Origin of the sequence: Mesorhizobium sp. WSM4904 (assembly GCF_029674545.1) — a bacterium.
Taxonomy (GTDB): Bacteria; Pseudomonadota; Alphaproteobacteria; order Rhizobiales; family Rhizobiaceae; genus Mesorhizobium.
In genome coordinates this window covers 1,328,012-1,350,203 of record NZ_CP121354.1, presented here as the reverse complement: position 1 = coordinate 1,350,203, position 22,192 = coordinate 1,328,012, and the positions used below count along the sequence as shown (strand labels likewise).

The window sequence follows — 22,192 nt, the reverse complement described above, 5'->3', positions numbered from 1 at the left end:
CCGGCAGATTGATTTTGGTGTAGCCGTATTTTGACCGACTGCATCATTTGGTCGGAGCCGATATAAGTATTCAATACCTCGTTGAAGGCATCGACCGCCTGCTGATTGGGCAGGAAGGCGAGACTTGGGTAGCCGGCCTTCCCAGCCGGCGGGGTGAACGGATCTGCCATTTCAACGCTGTCGACCTTGTCAGCGAGCTCCTTACCGTGAAGTAGTTTAGCGACCCCGCCGCCGCGCGGCCGACCTTCACTGCCTGCAAGAATTCGGCCTGGCCGGCGACCTGCATGACACGATCCTCCGGAATGCCCGCGTCTTTGGCGGTCGTGACCGTGTCGGAACCGGCGGTGGTGACCAGCGTTAGGCCCTTATCACGAATATCGTCAAAGGAGTGCTGGTCTTTTGGGATTGCCATTCGGCATGAGCAGGGCTTCGGTGAACTTAGCAAGCGGCTCGGTGAACACCACATTGCGGCAGCGCTCCGGCAGAATGTACATGCCGCCTGGCCTAGCTCCGTCTGCCGTCTCTCAAGGTTGTGTCGGCCAATTTCTCAGCCACCATAATCGTCGGAATGTTTGTGTTCGCCCGAGGGCAAAATGGCATGACGGAAGCGTCGGCGATCCTCAAACCCAAAATACCATGAACGCGTCCCGACGGATCGGTCACAGCGCCAGGATCCGCGGCTGCCCCCATCCTGCAGGTCGACGTCGGATGCCAACTTGGGATGACGTTCTGGCGAATATACCGATCCAGATGTTTCTCGTCGTTGACGAGATCGGAAATGCTATCCCCATCCGTTATGACGCGCCTAATCAGCCCACGGCGCAGCCGCGGCGACGCGTCCATGAGCAGCGCCAGAAATGACGTGAGTGCATAGTTTGTGCTTGTGACCTTGCTCACCAGCTTCGCTCGCGCATTCAACGCTGACGGAAACGGGTCCAGCGCCACAGAGGACAGCGAATCTTGCTGCAGCAGGCGGACTATGAAGCGAAAGCCCTGCTTGAGGCGCTCGGCGTCCCGCTTGTCGCTCAACCAGTTGAAATCGACCTCCGGCTCTATTTTATGCGAACTACCCTTGAGCGCCACAGTTCCCGTCGAGTAGCTGCGATTGACCCACACGGCGAGAGTGCCGAGGCGCCTCCCCAGCGGGTGCCAGGATGATTTGGCAACAGTCGATATTGCCATATCGGTCGACGGGCAGCCTTCGTAACCCGACGAGTAGCGGGCGTGCATCTGAATATATTCGCTCACGCCGGGTGACAAGCGATCGGCCGGCTTCAAATAGGCCGAAACGCAAATCGTGGGGTGTTCCTGAAGATTCTGGCCCACACCTTTCAAATCTGCAACGATAGGGATTCCGAATTGTACTAATTCCTTCGCGGGGCCGATCCCGGAGCGCATCAATATGGCGGGTGAATGGAGTGCTCCTGCGCACAGGATAACGCAAGAAGCGCTATACGATTGCACGCCCGATTTGTTCTCCGTCTCGACCCCCGTTACCGTTGTTCCCAAAAAGGTCAGCCGCGCAACTGTCGTTTCGGATAAAATCGTTAGATTGCGGCGAGAGCGGACGGTTTCGGGTAAGTACGCCATCGCGGAGGAGACCCGATGACCATTGCGGTTGGTCAATGGGACAACTGAATAGCCATCACCGAATGCACCATTGAAGTCTGGCCTGAAATGAAGCCCCAAAGCATCGTAAGCATCGGAGATTGCCCGGATGAAGCCCGACCAGTCTGATTGGCGCACACGTTTGATTGGCAAGGGGCCGTTCGTGCCATGAAATTCCCCGCCGAAATCCAAATCGCATTCTAGACGACGGAAGTAGGGCAGCACGTCTTCCCAACCCCAGCCCGTTGCACCGCTTGAGGCCCACTCATCGTAATCTCCGGGCCCGCCGCGGTTGGCGACTTGGGCATTGATGCTGGAGCCGCCACCCATGACGCGCGCCTGTTCGTAATGGACAGGCTTGCGGCCACCTCGCACCGTTGTCGCGTGGAGTGACTGCCATCGATAACCGGGATTAAGGTAAGCACGCGTTGGGTCGCCATCCTGGATGTCGTCAGGAATGGCATTCGGCGGCGTATCAGGGCCAGCTTCAATGAGCAGCACGCGAGCGCCATAGGCGGAGAGCCTGCTCGCCATCACGCATCCAGAGGAGCCACCACCCACGACGATATAATCGAAAACCACGCAAACTCGCAAATGTCTGAGTCGGGCAAAAATCTAGCAGACGGCGAGCAAGCAAAAACGCGCAATTATCTTGCAGGACGCAGGAAATCAGCGCATTCTTAAGAGATTCGCATTATGGCGGCCTCCCAACGGGGCGGAACGTTTAAACATGACCTTGCCAGCAGTCCATCAGGGCTGAAGGCGATGCCGGAGCGTCGTGACTTAAGTGGACAAAGCGCATCGCGACTGAAGGGGACAAACCTATCGCGAGATACATCAGAATGCAGCCCGGTAGGTCCAGAAGTGCTTTTGCAGCATCGCGCTGACGAGGCCGTTGTAAGGAGCAGAATGATGCTTCGCCTTGCGCTCCATCGCCGCTTTAGCGGTACGAAAACTCCCGTCCCAATCATGGCCGGCGGGCAAGGCGGCTGACCCTTGCGCCAGTCATCGGTGAATCGGATCAACCAGTTGTTGAATGCGCGTAAGATTGCGCGTTCTATACATCGATTGGCACCGCCAAGGTTACCTTCGTGCGATCCATCACAATCATCGTGCTGTAATTTCTAACAGCCGGGCTATCAAAGAAGAAACGCCTCGAGAATGCGTCGTACTCTGCCAAGTCACGCACGGAGAGAAGGAGAACGAAATCGGCGTTACCGGTGACCGCATACGCGCTCATTACTTCAGGCGCCTTCTGTAGAGACTGCTTGAAGCGATCGATGACGTCGGAACGATAGCGCTCAATGTCGACCAAGACCAGCATCATCAGGGACCTGCCCACCGCCTCAGGCGACACGATTGCAACATCAGCCTCAATTACGCCAATTTGTCGCAACTGCTTCAATCGCCGCTGACAGGCCGTGGGCGATATACCGGCCAGTTGGCCCAATTCTTCCGTTGTTTGGCGATTGTTGCGCTGAACAGCGCTTAAGATTTTCAGATCTATCCGATCCAATTCCATGGTCATTCTCCGGAATAGCTGCAATTTGCGCAGAAAAACTGCGATATGCACTCGACTGTAGCCTCAACCCCGCGCAGACGGAAGCCCAAACGATCAGGCCAGGCATGGGACCAAAGTCGGCTATCGTCCTCGACGTCAGTTATAGCCATTGGCCGAAGAGTGCTGTCCACCATCGCCCAACTGACAATGGCAGCCGACGGTCAAAAGCCGAGGCCTTGCGCCCAGTTCGGCCGAGGAAACGTCTCGGAACTTAAACGCTAAGCCGACTGGACGATGATGATAGGGGGGACCTCTATTTCCGCGCTTCGGCTTCCATTCGTTGGCTCACGCTGCCAAGAGTCTCATCTGTGTATAGGGAATCGAGCGCTAGGTTCGCCTGCCCCGGTTGCTGCATCAAATGCAGCCGTCTTGAGGTGGTTGGGAAAAATCGTCACCGCAGCCACACAAACCGCCGGCCTTATGCAACCTGCCGGCAATTTCGCATAATTACTGCATCCCGCCGCTCAGAATTTGCGCAAGGCGCCCAATGTAGCGCGCTATTGTCTCACAACGGCACCTACACGCCACTTCATAAAGCAGAAGAGGCCTGGCTTTGCAGGCTTCAGATTGAGGAGTTCGCCTATGAGCAAGCAATTCGCACCTGAAATGGATGCAGGTCTCGCGGTTTTCAATCGCCTGGAGTCTGAGGTGCGCAGCTACGTCCGCGCCTTCCCCGCCCTATTCGATCGCGGAGTCGGGACCACTCTCATCGCTGCAGACGGTCGGGAATATCTCGACTTTTTCGCCGGTGCAGGCGTTTTGAATTATGGGCACAACAACCCCGTCATCAAGAAGGCGCTGCTGGATTATATCGAGCGCGACGGAATTGTGCATGGGCTGGACCTTGCCACGACGGCCAAGAAAGCCTTCATCGAAGCTTTCGAGCGATACATTCTCAAGCCTCGTGGTCTGACATACAAATTACAGTTTCCCGGCCCCACAGGTACGAACGCGGTCGAAGCGAGTCTAAAACTGGCTCGCCAGGTGACCGGGAGATCGAACATCGTCTCGTTTACCAACTCGTTCCATGGGGAAAGCGCTGGAGCATTGGCAGCGATGGGAAACAAGGAGCACCGGGCCGCTGCCGGGTTTCCCCTCGCCCATGTGACATCGTTGCCATACGAAGGCTACCTGGGGGCGTCAGTTGACACAATCGATTACTTCGAAAAGCTTCTCAATGACCCCAACAGTGGCCTCGACAAACCTGCCGCGGTGATCCTGGAAGGGATCCAAGGTGAAGGCGGCATCAATGCTGCGAGCGTTACTTGGCTGCAACGGCTGCGCGAGCTAACGTCGCGGCACGGAATCTTGATGATCCTCGATGACATCCAGGCCGGGGTCGGTCGCGCGGGCAGTTTCTTCAGTTTCGAAGCGGCTGCAATTGTGCCGGACATCGTTACCCTGTCCAAATCTTTGTCGGCGATCGGAACCCCAATGGCCCTTATTCTCATCAAGCCTGAACTTGATGTCTGGGCCCCGGGCGCACACACCGGGACCTTCAGAGGCAACAACTATGCTTTCGTCACTGCTCGTGCGGCCCTCGAAGCTTACTGGTCCGACTCCAAGTTCGAGGATGAGATCGCTCGCAAGTCTGCGATCTTGGTCCAAGAACTCAACGCGATTACCGAGGAATTCCCCACCCTCGGCCTGAGCGTGCGAGGCCGCGGTCTGATGTACGGACTCGTTTCACCGAAGCACCACTCCTTGCCAGGTCTGGTCTCCCAGGAGGCTTTTCGTCGGGGCTTGGTGATCGAGATCGCCGGCTCATACGGTGAGGTGCTTAAGTTCATGACTGCCCTCACCATCGCCGAGGCTGACCTTCGGCGTGGTCTGTCCATCATTCGCGACAGCATTGGCGCAGTAGCGACTACCCTCGACGGTGGAGGCGCGGCTCGCTAGCCGACAAAGCACCGGGCCACTAGCAGGTCCAAAATCGGGCCGCTCGCAGTCACGGAACGGGAAGGCCGTTCCGTGGCATGTGGCAGTGGGCGAACTCGGAGCGGCTGAACGGCAGACTAGGGCTTTCACTGCCGGACCGATACCACGGTTGCCGTTCTTCCTGCGGCGCCGACCACTGTCGCTGCGCCAATTCGAAGAAAATCGAGCGATAAGAAAGAGGACTGGATGGCCAGCAACGACGTAGTCAAAAATTATATCGATGGCGAGTGGCGGGATTCTGTGTCCGGCACACGCATCGAGGTCGATGACCCGGCGAGCGCCGAAACGATTGCTGTCGTAGCTGAAGCAGGACCCCAAGACATCGAGCTTGCCGTTACTGCTGCTCACCGCGTTTTTCGCGACCGCGTGCTGATAGACATGCATCCGTATGATCGCGGTCGCATGTTGTTTCGCGTTGCCGACGCCCTTGAAGCGCGTTTCGACGAGATCGCAGCCATTAACTGCGCGGAGACGGGGAAGGCATTGGAACTTGCCGATGGCGAGGTTCAGACCGCCATCAGATACCTGCGATACTATGGTGGCTTGGCCGACAAACTTGAAGGGCGCTCGATCCCGCGCGGGGCCAACCTGGTCAACTACACAGTCAGAAGTCCCTTCGGCGTGTCCGCCCAGATCGTTCCGTGGAATGGTCCACTTGAACTGACGGCCCGCTCGCTGGCCTGCGCCATCGCAACCGGCAACTCAGTCGTGGTGAAGTCGCCGGAACTAGCTCCCCTTTCCGGAGTTGAACTTGCGCGTGCCTGTGAGACAGCGGGGCTGCCTGCCGGAGCGGTCAACGTGCTCACTGGATACGGCCAAACGGCAGGCCAGGCGCTGATCGAACATCCCGACGTTCGCCACATCGTCTTCACGGGCTCGATTACTACTGGGCGGACGGTGCTCAAGACGGCAGCGGATCGGATCGTGCCCTGCATAATGGAACTGGGCGGAAAGTCGGCTGCAGTTGTGTATTCCGATGCCGACCTCGACTGCGTTGTGGAAGCGGTACGCGTCGGGACCTTTCTGAATGCAGGCCAGAATTGCAACAACCTTACACGTCTTATTGTGGAACGTTCTATTGCAGACAAACTGGTGGAAAGAGTGAGGGTCTGCGTCGAAGGACTGTCGGTCGGTCCAGGACGCGAAAACTGCGACATCACCCCGTTGATCTCCCGAAACCAACGACAAGGAGTTGAGCGGGCCTGCCAGACGGCCCTCTCGCAGGGCGCGCGACTCGTAACCGGCGGGACTGCGCTTTCGGAGCGGAGCGGTTACTTTATGGCGGCCACGGTGTTTGCCGATGTCGCGCGAGACAGCAATCTCTTCCAGCAAGAAGTATTCGGTCCTGTTCTTGCCGTTACCACGTTCGATAATCCGGGAATGGCCGTCAATCTCGCGAACGACACCGTTCACGGTCTGGCAGCGGGCGTGTTCACGCGGGATATTGACCGGGCCCTCTGGACCGCCGACCGCCTTTGGGCCGGTCAAGTGTACGTGAATGGGTGGTATGTGGGCGGGGTGGAAACACCGTTCGGTGGGATAAACCAGTCCGGCTACGGCAGGGAGAAGGGTCAGGAAGCGCTGGACGGCTACGTTCAGACGAGAAACGTTGGTATCCGCCTCTCGCAGCCACCATCTGGAAATTGAACGCTTGCTGATCCCTACCGACGGCGCGGCTGTCGGGCGATGCAGGATTCAATGACCTCGACCAAATCGAAATAAGCCCGGCGAGAGAATCCGTATCGGAGGTCATCGAGAACAACTCTAATCATAGGATTTTTGGCTGCGGACGGGCTTTACCCACCACGGACATGTAGGAGCGCATTGCCTAGCCCGCTGCGTGGGTCGCATGGGTCAGGAGAGGATCACAGTGCTTCAGAGACAATTGAGATTCGCAGAGCTGCCGCCGAAGATTTCGACAAGTTGGCAATGTTGAACCGCGAGTTGATCGAGGCCGAGAAGCATCGAAACCCCGATGACGGTTTCAGAACTCAAGGAGCGGTTTATTCAGTTGGTGAATCGCGAAATTTGGATGGTCGACCTCTTCAGCCAGAACGGCGAGATTGTGGGCCTCGCCACTCATCGTTTGGAGCCAGACAATGCGGAGCCGAGTGGGCAACGCGTCTTTTTGAGGCAATTCTACGTCAGCTGCCAACACCGACGTTCGGAGATTGGCTGCAGGACCCTTGAGCTGCTTATTCGGTCTCGTTTCCACAACAAATCAAGGATTTTCCTCGACGTGCTGGAGACCAATCCTGGCCGCAAGACCTTCTGGTCTCACACCGGTTTTGTCGCCTACAGCACGCTCATGGAGCGTCTCGTTGAAAAAGCGGACACCAAATAACCTGCGGTGCTGGGAATTAATTTGGGGATCGGATTGTCTGGCATTTGCGTGCGTCGCGCAAAAACACGAGAATAGAATCGAGCCGGTCGTAACCGAATGGGGCTCACTTGTCCCCGGCCTGCAGGCTAGCCGCTTCGACTTCATCACGGCCGGCATGTGGATCAAGCCGGAGCGCTGCCGCAACGTGCTGTTCAGCGAACCGATCGCTACGGAGAGAGGCGCACTGCTGGTGCCTAAGGGCAACCCGGAAGGGCTGCATTCTTATGAGGATGTGCGTGACAAGGGACTCACCTTCGTCAGTGATACAGGCTACACCGCGGTCCAGGACGCGAAAAAGTCAGGCATCGCCGACGACAAAATCATGCAGGTCGCCGGACCGCCGGCGGACAGGCTGTCGCGCCGCCGCCGGTGCCCTCGACTACTTTACAGCGACTGGACTTGTTAAGAAGGACCACAGCCTTGAGCTGGCCGATTCGTTCATCGCGCCAGCCAACTATCCTGCTATCGCCTTCGAGCTCAACGAGCAGGCTGCGGTCGACGCGTTCAATGCCGTATGCAGGACTATGTTGGCTCTGGCGAAATGATGGCAGTATTCGGCAAATACGGCTACGGCAAAGACAACCTGCGGACGGCAGCAAGACCGCTGACCTCTGCAGAGGCTGAAGGCAATGTGCCTTAACACGTCCCCGGTCATGGCGGGGACGTGTTCAGTGGGCAAGCGTCTGTGAGGCGATTTCAGGTCCACCGTGGCGGTGCTCACAAGACGCGCCTCATTGCCTGAAACAAACACATCTACACTTCATCGGGTGCGCACATGTGAGCGTCGCGGCCCACAATACGACGGCCAATATGCGGGCTGGCTCACCTGCCACATCAGGCAACTGCGCAAGCAAATCCCCTGACGTGTGCCGGAACGAGAAGCAGGAGAATACTGTGGAAATCAGAGTTGTACGCCCGGGCGACCTTTCTCAATTGCGCAAGATTTGTGACGAACACATCGACTTGGAAGGGGTGACAATAGCGGACCAGGACCTGAGTCCTTATTGGAACTCGGCGTTTTTTGGAACACCTGCCCAGTTGTTCGGTTGGGTTTGTGATGAAGGAGGGTGTGTGCTGACAGTTCTGCAAATTCGCTGAGAGAGGGCGGTCATGGCAGGCTGGTGATTGTTCACGTCACCGATTCCCGCGAAGGAACGCCACCATGACCAAGATTGAAAGTAAGACCGGCAGCGCTGCCATCAAAGACATTCTGCTTTCGGACCCGGACGGACTTCACGAAGTGATCCGTGCGGTGATGCAGGAGGTACTCGAGGCCGAGATGGACGAGGCGCTGGGGGCTTCGAAGAGCGAGCGCACACCTGAGCGGCTCGGCTACCGCTCGGGTTATTACGGCCGCACCCTTGTCACGCGGGTCGGCAAGCTTGAGCTGCGGGTTCCGCAGGACCGGGCCGGCCGCTTCTCGACCGAGCTTCTCGAGCGTTACCAGCGTTCGGAGCGGGCCTTGGTGGCGACGCTTGCGGAGATGTATGTGCAGGGCGTGTCGACCCGCAAGGTCAAGGCGATCACGGAAGAGCTGTGCGGCCATGCGTTCTCGGCCTCGTCGATCTCGGCCATCAACAAGCGGCTGGACGAGAGCCTCGCTGCCTTTGCCAGGCGCCCCCTTCAAGAGCCGTTTCCTTACCTCATCCTCGATGCGCGCTAAGAGAAGGTGCGTGAGGCCGGCGTCGTCATGAGCCAGGCGGTGCTGATCGCTGTCGGCATCGACTGGGACGGCCGGCGCCAGATCCTGGCCGTCGAGATGGCCAATCGCGAAAGCCGCTCGGCCTGGAGGGATTTCCTCGTCGCGCTGAAGGCGCGCAGCCCCAAGGGCGTCGAGCTGGTTGTCTCCGCCAATCATGCCGGCCTGGTCGCGGCGATCGGCGAGGTGATCCCCGAAGCCGCCTGGCAGCGCTGCTACGTCCACTTCCTCAGGAACGCGCTCGATCACCTGCCGAGAAAGCACGGCGCCGACTGCCTGCAGGACTTGCGCTGGCTCTAATGACCGGCGCGATCTCGCCGAGGCCAAGGCCGATCTCGCCGCATGGCTGTCCAAATGGTCGGGCCGCTATCCGCGACTGACGAGTTGGGTGGAGGAGACCATCGAGCGCACGCTGACCTTCTTTTGCCTGCCGCGCCAGCATCACAAGCATCTCAAGAGCACCAACATGCTTGAACGGCACAATGAGGAAATCCGCCGGCGCACCAATGTCATGCGCATCTTCCCCAATGAAAGCTGCCTGCGCCTCGTCAGGGCGCTGGCTGCGAGACCAACGAGAACTGGATGGAGGCCAACCGCTACATCAACATGGACGATCTGCGCGAGCACAAGAAGCTCGCTCTACGCCAAGCCGCATGACCAGCATCGTGGCCGCCCCATTTTGCAGAACTTGACGCACACAACCTGAAGGAGGTAAGCGTCATGACAACTCTTAGAGGATACATGACCGCGTCGATCCGGCTTTTCCTTGTTGGTCAGGGGCGATCCTCGGGTACGCCTCCGGCGAGGGCCGCCTTGCGCGATCATGGCACGGTAGCGAGGCTGGGCTCTTAAGGTCGTCCTTAGGAGCGTAAGCCCCGCGACCATCCCATCGCTGAAAACAAACCCTTGATCAGCGGGCGCCCGACGGACCGCCTCTGTCGTCGTGGCGCTCCCATGAAGAACCTGGCCCATAGTGCATCCTTTGATTCGGAAGATAAGGATGCCCCATCAAAACCTGAGATCAAACATTTAGGCAGGCCTCGACTGGGACAAGTAAAACGGCCGCATTCGAGGCATGAGGCTGCACGCGTCTAAGATCCGAACAGCCAATACCCGAGCGTCCTCGACATCCCCGCCGCCAGAAGTCAACGATGCCCAGATCGGCCGCACGACCACCAGCAGAAGGGCGCCACCTCAACCCGTCCTACACTCAACATTTTGTCGCGTCCGCGACGTGCCTTCTTGATCCGATCCGTGGTCTGCTCACCTAAATAGCTGAAAGAGATCACGCATTTCTGTTTCCGGCCTGATTAGCCAGTTTGGCACGAGGTTTGCAACTTTGTGTGCGATCCAGTTGAACGGGCCGATTGGCACAGTCACCTGAAATCACAACTAATTAAAGGAACGGAACATGTCGGAACTGTATCGGATGGCATTACCAATGGGGGACAGCCGGCCGGCAATGCCTCCGCCCACCACAACCAGCCTTCGCCTGACTGTCTCGTGCTGGCCACGCCAGAGTAATCAATTTTGTCCTAAGAACCACAATACGACAAATCGCAGAACGTCCATCCATCCATCCTGAAACCAAGACACAGCAATCGCTTGTCGACGCAGTGTCCCACCGCCGAGAGGAAATGTAGATGAGAAAATTTGTTGCCGCCAAGCTTCATGGAATAACTGTGACCGACGCGAATTTGAACTACCGGGGCTCAATAACTTTGGATCCAGATCACTGCGACGAAGCCGGCATCCTTCCAATGGAATTCGTTGAAATCTGGAATAAATCATCGGGCGCTCGAATCAGCACTTACGTGATTTATGGAGAGCGGGGTTCTCGTTGCTGCGTGCTGAACGGAGCCGCTGCTCGCACCTGTCAGGTCGGGGACGAAATAATCGTTTGCTCCTCCGCATACATCGAGGAGCATCAGATGGTGGAGATCAAGCCGCGAGTGCTGACTTTCCACCGGGATAATTCTATCTGCGACCACATGTTCTACGAGGGTGCAATAGACGACGATGGAAGGATAACGTTCTCGATTCGCGAGGGCTCTCCCGGCGATAACGCGCTAAAACTCACTCCCTAGTAGGGCCTTTCGGTGACAGCTCGTGGCGCCGGGTCCCGGTCAAGGGCGTACTCGTCCCCAGTACTCTGGTACGCGATACAGTGCATTATCCCACTCGGCCACTATTCGGTCAGTTGCCATCAAGCCCAATCGGTTCTGCCCAGATCTGGGAAGACGATTTTGCTGCGCCAAAGGCAACTTCAGCTTCAGCCAGCGGCTGCGGGTAGAGGCGACCAATTTCACGGAATGTTTGGCCTTGGATCGTTGTCTTTAAGTCTGAGGTCCACGATGGCAAAACGACCTATCGACAAAAACGCAGAGTGGAGAACAGCCAATGTCAAGGAAAGCTCTCATCCTGGTTGAAGGCCATGCAAGAGGTAATGGAATACGATACATCCACGCGGCCCGGCGTCTTGGCTTTCATCCAATTACACTATCAGTTGATCCAACACAGTACGAGTATCTTGCGGCGGAAAGAAGCGAGGCAATCCGTGTCGATACAACCAATCTTGATACCTTGATTCGCGAATGTTCCAGGCTGCGTGAGACCAATGACATCGCTGGTATCACGGGCTTCTCGGGCATCGACGAGTCGGTCTATGCAACCGTTGGCAAACTATGTCGGCATTTCGACTTACCGGGACCCAACCCCGAATTGATTGAACGATGCTGTGACAAATTCTCTCAGCGCCAGCTACTTGCGGAAGCCGGAGTTCCGATACCCGCTTATCGCATGGCGCTGAATGTGGCAGAAGTAGAAAGCGCTGTCGCGGAGATCGGCTTTCCCGTAATTGTTAAGCCGGCAATCGGCAGCGGTAGCATCGGTGTCCGATTGTGCCGCAACGCCGATGAGTTAGCTGACCACACGACCTATCTGTTGGGTGGGAAGCACATCTGGCCGTCTTCGCCGAGGATATTGGTTGAGGAATTCGCGCGCGGCCCTTTTTATAGCGTGGAGATAATGGGCAATGAGGTTATTGGGATTGTCGCCGTTGATTTCGGCCCCCCACCGCATTTCGTCTTCCGTGAAACGACCTTCCCGGCCCCGCTTGCGGAAGACGATCATGACCGTATCGTTGATGTTTCGCTGAGGTGCTTGCAAGCTCTTGGCCTTAATTGGGGGCCAACGAACATCGAGCTCCGGTTGACTAATCATGGCCCGGTTGTAATCGAAGTGAATCCGCGTCTTGCTGGTGCGCTTGAGCCTGAACTGGTCCAACTGGCGAGCGGTGTCGATCTGGTCACCGAGCACATCAAGCTTGTCGTCGGCGAGGAATGGGATTTGCGCAGAAGGCATTTGCAGACCGCAGCCGCGCGGTTCCTAGTTGCTGATTGCGACGGCACCCTCGATTGGATCGATGGCGGCAGTCAGGCGATCGCGGTACCAGGTGTCGCTGAAATCAAATTGTATGTTGAACCCAACGCGCCGATCTTCAGGAAAGGCGATTTTCGAGACTGGATAGGACATGTCGTCGCCGTTTCACCCAGCCTTGCTCAGACCGAAGCGATACTCCAACGAGCTGTCGACTTAATCGCTTGGTCTATCACACCGCCGTCGGGCGAACAGGAGCGATCTGCAGCCCCACGACTCCCCCCCAACTGAGAGGTGATCCGTCGCCAGCATAAGAACTCTTACCCGCAATAGCTCGCCTTGTTGTCAAAAGCATAGCTGGAGTTCAAACTTATGAATATATCCAAGGGACCCCAGGCATTCCCTAGAAGTGAATACCTTCGCCGGCTCGGCTCGGTGAAGTTCGAAATGGGTCGGTGCGATATCGACGCGCTCGTCGTTTCCGACCAACATAACATTACCTATCTCACGGGGTACACCGCGCTATCAGCCTATGTTCCTCAGGCCGTTGTGGTTTCGATACGAGAAGAGGAACCGACGTTCATTCTGCGCCGCTGTGATGCGCCGGCAGCCATTCATCAATGTTTTATGGAGCGCGACAAAATCGTCGCATACCCCGAAGCGTATATTGGAAATCCTGACAAGGATGGCTATGACGCGGTAGTCGATTACTTGGAGGACGTCGGCCTCGCGAGTCGAGGCATAGGAATCGAGCTATGCTGCCTTCCATCGCAATCGGCGAAAAAGTTTAGGATGCGCCTGCCTGGTGCCACGATCGTCGATGCTACTAAGGCGGTCACTTGGAAAAGGCTCATCAAGTCAGATCTCGAGATAGCTGTAATGCGGGAGGCGGCGGCAATCTCAGACGCCGCGATTCGACGCGCTGCTGAGGTAATACGCCCCGGGGTGCGTGAAGCAGACGCGTGCGCGGAAATTGTGGCAACGTTGGTGCGCGGCGCAAACGGTAAGCCAGGAAGCGGGATCGAGGGAATAAGTTTGTGTTCATCACCGCGAACGGGAACGTGCCACATTCCGTGGAGCGAGGACGTTTTTCGCTATGGATCGCAGGTGAATCTCGAAATCGGCGGTGCGCGATATGGTTACTGTGCTGGGCTTATGCGCACTTACACGATCGGCTCACCCTCCGATCGTCTACGTCGCGTGCATGAGATCCAAGTCGCCGGCCTTGAGGTCGCTCTTGATGCGATACGGCCAGGAGCGACTTGCAGCGATGTTGCCAACGCCTTCAATCGCAGCATCGAGAAGCGGGGCCTCAAAAAGGAGACGCGTTGCGGCTATGCACACGGCATTGGTTGGTTGGAGCCGACCGCAAGCCTTAAGGATGGCGATATGACAGAGTTGCTACCAAACATGACCTTTCACCTGATGTTAGGTAATTGGATCGAGGAGGATTTTGGATACGTCATCAGCGAAACGTTCCGTGTCACAGACTCCGGCGTCGAGGTACTGACCACTGCTCCCCGGAAGATTTTTGAGATCTAAATTAGAATATGGCTTGTCATAACGACAGCGCGGACGTCCGGAATAGATCTTGCCGGTCGACGAGATGTCGCCTACCTTGTTGAAGTGCGGACGGCGAGCGGCGGTCGGCATGCGGGGCCGATCCGTGTCGAGGCGAAGCCGAACGCACGCTGGTCGCTGTACGACCAGTTCTCCTGCGGCCGATCAACTCGTCGACGACGTGACGCGCGAATGCCTTACGCGATTCCGGACACAGATCTCTGGTCGCCGCGTTGCTCGCGAACTGACGACCTGATCGCCCAGCGCGGCAAGCCCGGCATGATCGTCGCAGACCACCGCACGGAGTTTACCTCGAACACGGTCCTTGCCTGATCAATGGATCATCGCGCCGAAAATACATTCCGCTGCAAGCCCATGTGCGCAACATAAATGGCTGCACCTCTAGTCTACTCGCCACTGTTTAAAAGACTGGGGCAGGTCAATGCGCTTTCGTTACGACCTCAGAGCAAGTCTACAGGTCATAGTAGTAGGTAAGGTATGGACTCAATTTACCGATCTTGTCATAGAGCGCCCGCGCATGATAATTTGATCTGTCCGTATTCCAATAGATTCTCAGCCAGCCTTGGTCGCGACCGTAGGAGGCCAGATTCGTGAGCATGGCTTGGCCAATCCCCTGGCGCCGCGAAGACTCGTCGACATAGAGATCTGCGAGAAAACAGACCGGACGATCGCTAAGAGTATACGGGTGAATGACAAAGGTAGCAAAACCTATGGTAACGCCAGTTGCTGAGACCGCGATCAGCGCGTTAATCGGTTCGTCTGGGCGCTCGATGCGCCGCCAGATCCTATCTGTCGCCTGTTCTGATGAATTGAGACCTTGGTCGGCGCAATATGCGTACCAAAGGGACCGCCATGCATCGCGGTCGGCAGTGCCTGCGAGACGAATCTCCATGAGGGGCGGGCTCCGGCTGAGAATGGGCTCCAGGGCGCGAGGTGTTCGGCCTGAAAGGTTGACGGCTTGCGATAACTGCCACCGGCCCGCAAGACGTGCAGCACGCGACCGCCGGGTGTTATAAGATCTTTCCGCCTGTGACGGCGTCGTGGTCGCGCTGGAACTGGTTCCCGGGAGCTCGGTTCGCGATACGTCAAGCGCGAGTTGGGCGAGCGTTATCATGGGATCAAGTTCCCTCAGGTTTTCCCGCAGCACGTTTGCGACAGCGGTGCAGATCTAGTGCGATCTTTCCCTGCGACCACACGATGCAAACAATCTGACACCATAGGTGCATTCATCCCGAAGCGGGCTTCCGACCGCCGCGCTACACGCGCGACGGCGGGACAATCTAGCGGATGCGAGAGTTCTTCCAGCTTACCACGGAGATCTGCACCGCGTCGGCGCCATAATTGCGCATGCTTTAGAAAAGCAGACAATCATTGCAGTTCGCGCGCGCGTCCGGCGCCATTCCCAGTCACCCATATTGACTCAACGTTGCGCAGCATCATTTCTACAACACTAACTTGCTGCCCTTGTCGCGAAGTCAGGCGAGCGTCGATCTCGGGATAAATAAAGAAGGGCAGCGAAATTCGATCAGTCGGACCACTATGCACGACCTGGTGGGGCGTACTCTTGAAGCGGCCGTCGCTCAAGACCTGAAGGAGGTCGCCCAGATTGACTACGAGACTATCGGGCAGGCTCGGCACCGGCATCCATCGACCGCGGAACCACACCTGCAAGGAACGCAGGGGGAGTTCCTCTTGCAGCAGCAGCGTGAAGAAGCCATGATCCGTGTGCTTTGCGCAAGTGCCGCCGCGAGCTGGATACCGTATCACGCGTTGCCCAAGCGTCGGCGTGCTGAAATGGCGTTGGAACCATGCCTCTTCCATACCTATCAGGTCCGCCAGCGCATCCCCGATCTGGGGGACAATCCCGGCGAGCACGGTAGCCTGCAAAGCAAGCAGGTTTCTTGCGAAGCCAGGAGCCAAGGCTTCATCCGGAAGGCGCGTGCGGCCGGAGAACGGACGCCGGTCGCCTTCGTTCTCAATTCCGAGGTCGAATACCTCCTTTGGATCGAAGCCGGCCTCAGGATGTAGCATTTCGCCGTGTAAAGGACTGTATCCACGGGCGGCAGTGGGGTACACGTCCTGAAAGGCGTGCCCGTAGCGTTCCTTAACCGACTGTGGCAATGCGAAGAATCGCCGGGAAGCCTCAATGGCTTGCGCGATCTGTTCCCCGGGGATGCCGTGCTCGACAAGGTAGAAGAACCCGTATTCCTGGCATGCCATTTGCAGGCGCTGGCGCTCGTCACGTCGCGTTGCATCGTCTCTCAATTTCGAAAGTGAAATTTTCGGCAGCGTGGTCATAGTCAATCCCCTTTTTGGGCGCTTAAGTTGATTAGTGTTTGCCGCGGCTCTCAAAGTCGACAGTTCCTTGGATGTGGGCAACGCGCCGTCTCTTCCAATAATAACGAAAGTCGACATGATGTCCCATTCTAAGGCTAAGCCGATGGCTGGGCGGTGATTCCGTCTTAGCAATTGATCTCTAGCGCTTCCTGGTGAAGATAACAACGATTTGTATGTTAATATAGTTGTATATATTGTTACATCCGTCGCGGTTAGTTTAACATTATCACGGCCAAGATACTAAGAGCGATTTACAATTCTGAATTGCTTTATGACTTCCAGGCTCAATCCAGACCAGCGCCGACCTCCGGGTTTCATGGCAGGATCGGCCATCTCGAAGAGCTCTATGACGCGAGGTATCGCCAGCTACCTGAGCTCGTCCATCACACACGCCGTCCCGGACGATGGCCGAATGGCAGAAACCGACCGCTCGAAATTTTCCTATCCCATAGTCTTTTTCGACGCTATCCGGGTCGAGCGGTCAAGCTCAGGGACGAAGACTTCGTTCGCAAAAAAGCCATCTACATCGGGTTCGGCGTTCTGCCTGGCGGCACCAAGGAGCACATGAGCTGAGGAAGCGCTTGTCGACGTTATCCGCCGTCTCGACGAGACGACTAGCCGAGCAGCAAAGCAGGCAGCGATTTAGCTCCGTCTGCCGTCTCTCAAGGTTGTGTCGGCCAATTTCTCAGCCACCATAATCGTCGGAATGTTTGTGTTCGCCCGAGGGCAAAATGGCATGACGGAAGCGTCGGCGATCCTCAAACCCAAAATACCATGAACGCGTCCCGACGGATCGGTCACAGCGCCAGGATCCGCGGCTGCCCCCATCCTGCAGGTCGACGTCGGATGCCAACTTGGGATGACGTTCTGGCGAATATACCGATCCAGATGTTTCTCGTCGTTGACGAGATCGGAAATGCTATCCCCATCCGTTATGACGCGCCTAATCAGCCCACGGCGCAGCCGCGGCGACGCGTCCATGAGCAGCGCCAGAAATGACGTGAGTGCATAGTTTGTGCTTGTGACCTTGCTCACCAGCTTCGCTCGCGCATTCAACGCTGACGGAAACGGGTCCAGCGCCACAGAGGACAGCGAATCTTGCTGCAGCAGGCGGACTATGAAGCGAAAGCCCTGCTTGAGGCGCTCGGCGTCCCGCTTGTCGCTCAACCAGTTGAAATCGACCTCCGGCTCTATTTTATGCGAACTACCCTTGAGCGCCACAGTTCCCGTCGAGTAGCTGCGATTGACCCACACGGCGAGAGTGCCGAGGCGCCTCCCCAGCGGGTGCCAGGATGATTTGGCAACAGTCGATATTGCCATATCGGTCGACGGGCAGCCTTCGTAACCCGACGAGTAGCGGGCGTGCATCTGAATATATTCGCTCACGCCGGGTGACAAGCGATCGGCCGGCTTCAAATAGGCCGAAACGCAAATCGTGGGGTGTTCCTGAAGATTCTGGCCCACACCTTTCAAATCTGCAACGATAGGGATTCCGAATTGTACTAATTCCTTCGCGGGGCCGATCCCGGAGCGCATCAATATGGCGGGTGAATGGAGTGCTCCTGCGCACAGGATAACGCAAGAAGCGCTATACGATTGCACGCCCGATTTGTTCTCCGTCTCGACCCCCGTTACCGTTGTTCCCAAAAAGGTCAGCCGCGCAACTGTCGTTTCGGATAAAATCGTTAGATTGCGGCGAGAGCGGACGGTTTCGGGTAAGTACGCCATCGCGGAGGAGACCCGATGACCATTGCGGTTGGTCAATGGGACAACTGAATAGCCATCACCGAATGCACCATTGAAGTCTGGCCTGAAATGAAGCCCCAAAGCATCGTAAGCATCGGAGATTGCCCGGATGAAGCCCGACCAGTCTGATTGGCGCACACGTTTGATTGGCAAGGGGCCGTTCGTGCCATGAAATTCCCCGCCGAAATCCAAATCGCATTCTAGACGACGGAAGTAGGGCAGCACGTCTTCCCAACCCCAGCCCGTTGCACCGCTTGAGGCCCACTCATCGTAATCTCCGGGCCCGCCGCGGTTGGCGACTTGGGCATTGATGCTGGAGCCGCCACCCATGACGCGCGCCTGTTCGTAATGGACAGGCTTGCGGCCACCTCGCACCGTTGTCGCGTGGAGTGACTGCCATCGATAACCGGGATTAAGGTAAGCACGCGTTGGGTCGCCATCCTGGATGTCGTCAGGAATGGCATTCGGCGGCGTATCAGGGCCAGCTTCAATGAGCAGCACGCGAGCGCCATAGGCGGAGAGCCTGCTCGCCATCACGCATCCAGAGGAGCCACCACCCACGACGATATAATCGAAAACCACGCAACTCCCCATCAAGGTACCAAGTGTGATGGGCTTCTTCAGCAAAGCGCTCCTCCTACCGCCTGAGATATGGTCACTTACGGCGCGGCAGCTCCACATCATGCCGTCTGTAACGGAGCGATTTGATCGCCAAATCGGTCGAGGGCATGCCCGAAGCGAGACCGAGCGACCCATCTGAACTATCTCTGAACCGACAAGCTCTCAATTCCAGGGCACATGCATCTCCGGACACGCCGGTGCGTCGGTGTGAATGATTGCAAGTTCGTAGGGCGAGAGCAGCGCTCGCCTACGGTTTCTTGCATCACCGTCTTCCGAGAAACAATGATACTAACAAGAGATAACGACGACTTTTTCGATTTTTACAGCAGTCAAGACTGTCACTTCAAAATATCGCATAACTACGTTATTGTAGACCCGGTCTCTTACATAGCGAAGGCCTACTTTCGGTGCTTTCCGAAGCGAACGCGTGTTCGTTGGGCGAATGAATGAAGTGACCTTCTCGAGCGTTAGGTTCTCGAAAGCAAACTGGATCGCTGCCCTGCCGGCCTCTGCGGCGATCCCCTTACCGGAAGACGCAAGGTGGAGGCACGATACGGTTTCCACATTAGTGGGATCTTCGGGCAGATACGGGCCACTGTACATCAATCCACAGTAGCCTGCGAATTTTCCGACTTGGCCTTCGCCTTTTACGAACACCATCCATAAGCCGAAACCATTGCTCTGCCAATGATGGATGAACTGTTGTAGTTTAGCTTTCGATTGCTCTCGGGTCGGATAGACTCCATCCCACATGGCATTTACCACAAATGGATCGCTATGAAGCTCATGTAGAAGAAGCTCGTCGCTATGCGACGGTGGCCTTAGGATTAGGCGCGGCGTTTCTAGAATGTACATGAGAAGCTCCCTTCTAGCCATAAGTTAGAGCCGCACTTACCTCCAACGCGGCCATGATCTCCTAGCATGAGCGTCAAGGCCGCAGTGCTTGATTGAAGGCGTTCGACGAGGTTTATGCTTAAGGTAGCGAGGTCTACACAAATCAAGCTTTGGGCGCCTAACCGTGTCAGTGTTGACGGCACCTGGAAAGCCGGCCCGAAGGCGATAAAAAAATTAGGCGCCTCCTTTCAGAATGGAAGCAGGCGACGCGCTGGTGAGCGGGCGCCTGATACGCGCAACATGCTGCGGCGGCGTTTACGCAAGGGGTTGCTTACCCCAAGGGGGGGGTATGGTATTGGCCCAAAACCGGCTAACTACATTGTTCATTTAAAATACGCGCCTCCTTCAAGCTTAACCTGCACTGGTCACTTTGCGAATGCCCGCCAGTGGGTTCTTCAGCGTGCCGACGGTGTGCAGGTATTCTCCCGGATCACCGAAGTCCACCATTTGCTGGTTTTTTTGTATCTGCAGTCGATTCATACATCGTCGCAGAAATTCTGGAGCGAATAGGTCATGCTGCCTGTATTTTTCGTCATATTCCGGATGTTTCGTCTGGTAGCCAAGGATGGACTCGCTTACGAGCTGCCAGAAGTGTGTCGACGGAAAATCAAGATGTTCTTCGAGTGTTACAGCCAAGTAACGAAAGAAGCAGTCGAAAACGTCGGTGAAAATGAAGTCGTGCTTCATGTCGCGATTTACTTGAATGCAGATCCTCTTAATCTCCTCCGGCACGTTGAGATCTCCGCCTAGAATACGAAGCTCCTCGCCAATGTCTTTCATGATAACTCGCGTCGGAGCGTGATCTTTCATAACTAGAATTATATTTTCTCCATGTGCCATAAACGCTAGATCGTAAGCATAAAAGCAGTGGAGAAGCGGCGCCAGATAAGATTCAAAATAGCGGCGTAGCCAAGCGGCGGCGTCTAACCCCGAGGCATTGATGAGGGCTGTCACGAGTGCTTCACCATTGTAATCGACATGAAGCAGCGACGCCATTGTCATCAGACGTTCCCCTTCTTTCAACTGCCGAAGGGGGCTTTCCCTCCACAGCGCAGAAAGCATCTGCTTGTAAGGGGAGTCCTTCTTGAGGGCGGTGTTGAAACAACGATTGCGATAGCCAATCGTCGCGACCTCGCGAAGGATGCTGAAGCCGTTGGCGGCTAAATAGGAGTCACTGTCGAGCAAATTCTTCAACCATTCGTTGATGGCGGGCGTCGCCAGCATGTGTGTCGGTGACAAGCCGCGCATAAACCCCATGTTAAGTATCGACAGCGCCGTTTTCACGTACCGTTTATGCGGATCGCTTATATTGAAAAGTGTGCGGATCGATTGCTGGGCATGATATATGTCCTTCCCCTGGCCTAGGCAGACAATGTGCCGGTTGGCGATATCCGCCGCGAAGATAGTTGAGAGCCGATTGAACCATTGCCAAGGATGCGCTGGCATATAGATGTAATCGGTCGAGTTTAGTCCCTTTTGACGCAACGCTGCGTCGAACTGTTCCAGCGCCTGTCGACCGAGTTCCTCGTGCATGAGAAGGTCGTAGTCGAGCGTTGAAATGGACTTAAACGTTGCCATTTCTTTATGGACGGCCAGCCATATGAGTCTTATCGAACTGCCCACCTCCGGCGCATAGCGACTATAGTCGAGCGCGTCAAAGCCAATGCGACCGTTATTCGCGATAAAGGTCGGGTGGCCCTCCGTCATGCCAGCCTCAACGATCTGGTAATCGGCAAAAGCCAGTTCTGCGGCGGATATCTCTGTTTTGGCCTGCTTGTACGCGCTGCCATACAGCGTGCTGCTGATCTCCTGCAGGTAAACCGGCATCATCTCTTCCTTTATGCCAAGATGGCGGCTGAACTCAATAACAAAATCAAGCGCATCCAGGGGGGCCGGCCTGCCCTCAATCCTTTTCTCCAGAGAGCCGGCGTCCACTTGCCAGTGATCTAGCAGGAGGCGCCGAGCCTGGAACCAATACTCCAACCCAGGGGTCTCGCTTTCCAGCACATACTTCCCCCAGTCGCCTTCCATTCGCTGGAGTCGAGGAGCAATTAGCAACTCGTGTGCAAATTCGCTGATTGCTTTACGGATAAGGAGCCGGTTGGCCTTTGCCCATAAATGCGGTTTCAAATGCTGCGTTACGCGTTCGGCTAGGCTTATCTCATCGTCTCGGGCTGTCATATCACTCACGATCTCAACTCCTTCAGAACGTAACGGTGTAAGGTTCGCGAACGCGCCTTACACTCGTCTCGCCAAACTTCGACGTCGCACAAAATCCGTTCTATTTTTCATCAGAAAGGATAAGAAATACCGGACCTCTTATACAAGTTAATTTCTAATGTGTTGTGTACCGTTCGTCTTCGCTCGTGATAAACCAGCAATATTACCATCTTACTTATATAATATATTAGAATACCGGTTTCACCGGCCCTGGACGTCGTCCTTC

Annotated in this window: 14 protein-coding genes and 3 pseudogenes; 10 read left to right on the top strand and 7 right to left on the bottom strand. The window is 56.3% G+C overall.

The window, feature by feature from the left end:
* Positions 1-504: 504 nt before the first annotated feature.
* Together QAZ47_RS06365 and QAZ47_RS06360 are read right to left on the bottom strand one after the other, a co-directional pair.
* Positions 505-2,142, bottom strand: a complete 1,638-nt coding sequence (locus QAZ47_RS06365) for a GMC family oxidoreductase (protein ID WP_244514238.1) — start codon at positions 2,140-2,142, stop codon at positions 505-507.
* A gap of 523 nt (positions 2,143-2,665) precedes the next feature.
* Positions 2,666-3,130, bottom strand: a complete 465-nt coding sequence (locus QAZ47_RS06360; protein WP_063169349.1) for an Lrp/AsnC family transcriptional regulator — start codon at positions 3,128-3,130, stop codon at positions 2,666-2,668.
* A 621-nt stretch (positions 3,131-3,751) separates the two neighbouring features.
* On the opposite strand from QAZ47_RS06360, the gene ectB reads away from it, so the two are divergent.
* From ectB to QAZ47_RS06315, 9 genes and pseudogenes are all read left to right on the top strand, one after another.
* A complete protein-coding gene (gene ectB, locus QAZ47_RS06355) occupies positions 3,752-5,068 on the top strand; it encodes a diaminobutyrate--2-oxoglutarate transaminase (RefSeq protein ID WP_063169350.1) in 1,317 nt (438 codons plus the stop codon).
* 225 nt (positions 5,069-5,293) lie between these two features.
* Complete coding sequence (locus QAZ47_RS06350) at positions 5,294-6,754, top strand: aldehyde dehydrogenase family protein (protein ID WP_063169351.1); 1,461 nt, start codon at positions 5,294-5,296, stop codon at positions 6,752-6,754.
* A gap of 328 nt (positions 6,755-7,082) precedes the next feature.
* Positions 7,083-7,451 (top strand): GNAT family N-acetyltransferase, encoded by a 369-nt coding sequence (locus QAZ47_RS06345; protein ID WP_063169352.1) that lies wholly within the window; start codon positions 7,083-7,085, stop codon positions 7,449-7,451.
* Positions 7,429-7,896, top strand: a complete 468-nt coding sequence (locus QAZ47_RS06340) for a transporter substrate-binding domain-containing protein (protein ID WP_224571101.1) — start codon at positions 7,429-7,431, stop codon at positions 7,894-7,896. The genes QAZ47_RS06345 and QAZ47_RS06340 overlap by 23 nt, the downstream gene beginning before the upstream one ends.
* A gap of 756 nt (positions 7,897-8,652) precedes the next feature.
* A pseudogene (locus tag QAZ47_RS06335) lies at positions 8,653-9,846 on the top strand (IS256 family transposase).
* 986 nt (positions 9,847-10,832) lie between these two features.
* Complete coding sequence (gene panD / locus QAZ47_RS06330; protein WP_063169354.1) at positions 10,833-11,276, top strand: aspartate 1-decarboxylase; 444 nt, start codon at positions 10,833-10,835, stop codon at positions 11,274-11,276.
* A 313-nt stretch (positions 11,277-11,589) separates the two neighbouring features.
* Positions 11,590-12,858 (top strand): acetyl-CoA carboxylase biotin carboxylase subunit family protein, encoded by a 1,269-nt coding sequence (locus QAZ47_RS06325; protein ID WP_082826583.1) that lies wholly within the window; start codon positions 11,590-11,592, stop codon positions 12,856-12,858.
* 81 nt (positions 12,859-12,939) lie between these two features.
* Positions 12,940-14,109 (top strand): Xaa-Pro peptidase family protein, encoded by a 1,170-nt coding sequence (locus QAZ47_RS06320; RefSeq protein WP_063169356.1) that lies wholly within the window; start codon positions 12,940-12,942, stop codon positions 14,107-14,109.
* Positions 14,110-14,226: 117 nt separating this feature from the next.
* Positions 14,227-14,457, top strand: a pseudogene (locus QAZ47_RS06315) (IS3 family transposase); the annotation flags it as partial.
* Between the two features lie 142 nt (positions 14,458-14,599).
* Here the strand turns inward: QAZ47_RS06315 and QAZ47_RS06310 are convergent.
* Positions 14,600-15,040 (bottom strand): GNAT family N-acetyltransferase, encoded by a 441-nt coding sequence (locus QAZ47_RS06310; protein ID WP_158515807.1) that lies wholly within the window; start codon positions 15,038-15,040, stop codon positions 14,600-14,602.
* A 476-nt stretch (positions 15,041-15,516) separates the two neighbouring features.
* Positions 15,517-16,446, bottom strand: coding sequence for a 2-oxoglutarate and iron-dependent oxygenase domain-containing protein (locus QAZ47_RS06305; protein WP_063170383.1), 930 nt, complete (start codon positions 16,444-16,446; stop codon positions 15,517-15,519).
* Positions 16,447-16,902: 456 nt separating this feature from the next.
* On the opposite strand from QAZ47_RS06305, the pseudogene QAZ47_RS06300 reads away from it, so the two are divergent.
* Positions 16,903-17,046, top strand: a pseudogene (locus QAZ47_RS06300) (transposase); the annotation flags it as partial.
* 81 nt (positions 17,047-17,127) lie between these two features.
* Here QAZ47_RS06300 and QAZ47_RS06295 read toward each other — a convergent pair.
* The 3 genes from QAZ47_RS06295 to QAZ47_RS06285 form a co-directional block, all read right to left on the bottom strand.
* The gene (locus tag QAZ47_RS06295; RefSeq protein WP_224571100.1) at positions 17,128-18,858 is read right to left on the bottom strand and encodes a GMC family oxidoreductase N-terminal domain-containing protein; all 1,731 of its coding nucleotides are present in this window, start codon (positions 18,856-18,858) and stop codon (positions 17,128-17,130) included.
* Positions 18,859-19,140: 282 nt separating this feature from the next.
* Positions 19,141-19,707: a GNAT family N-acetyltransferase gene (locus tag QAZ47_RS06290; protein WP_158515808.1), complete on the bottom strand. Its 567-nt coding sequence runs from the start codon at positions 19,705-19,707 to the stop codon at positions 19,141-19,143.
* A 390-nt stretch (positions 19,708-20,097) separates the two neighbouring features.
* A complete protein-coding gene (locus QAZ47_RS06285; protein WP_063169359.1) occupies positions 20,098-21,927 on the bottom strand; it encodes an IucA/IucC family siderophore biosynthesis protein in 1,830 nt (609 codons plus the stop codon).
* Positions 21,928-22,192: the final 265 nt, after the last annotated feature.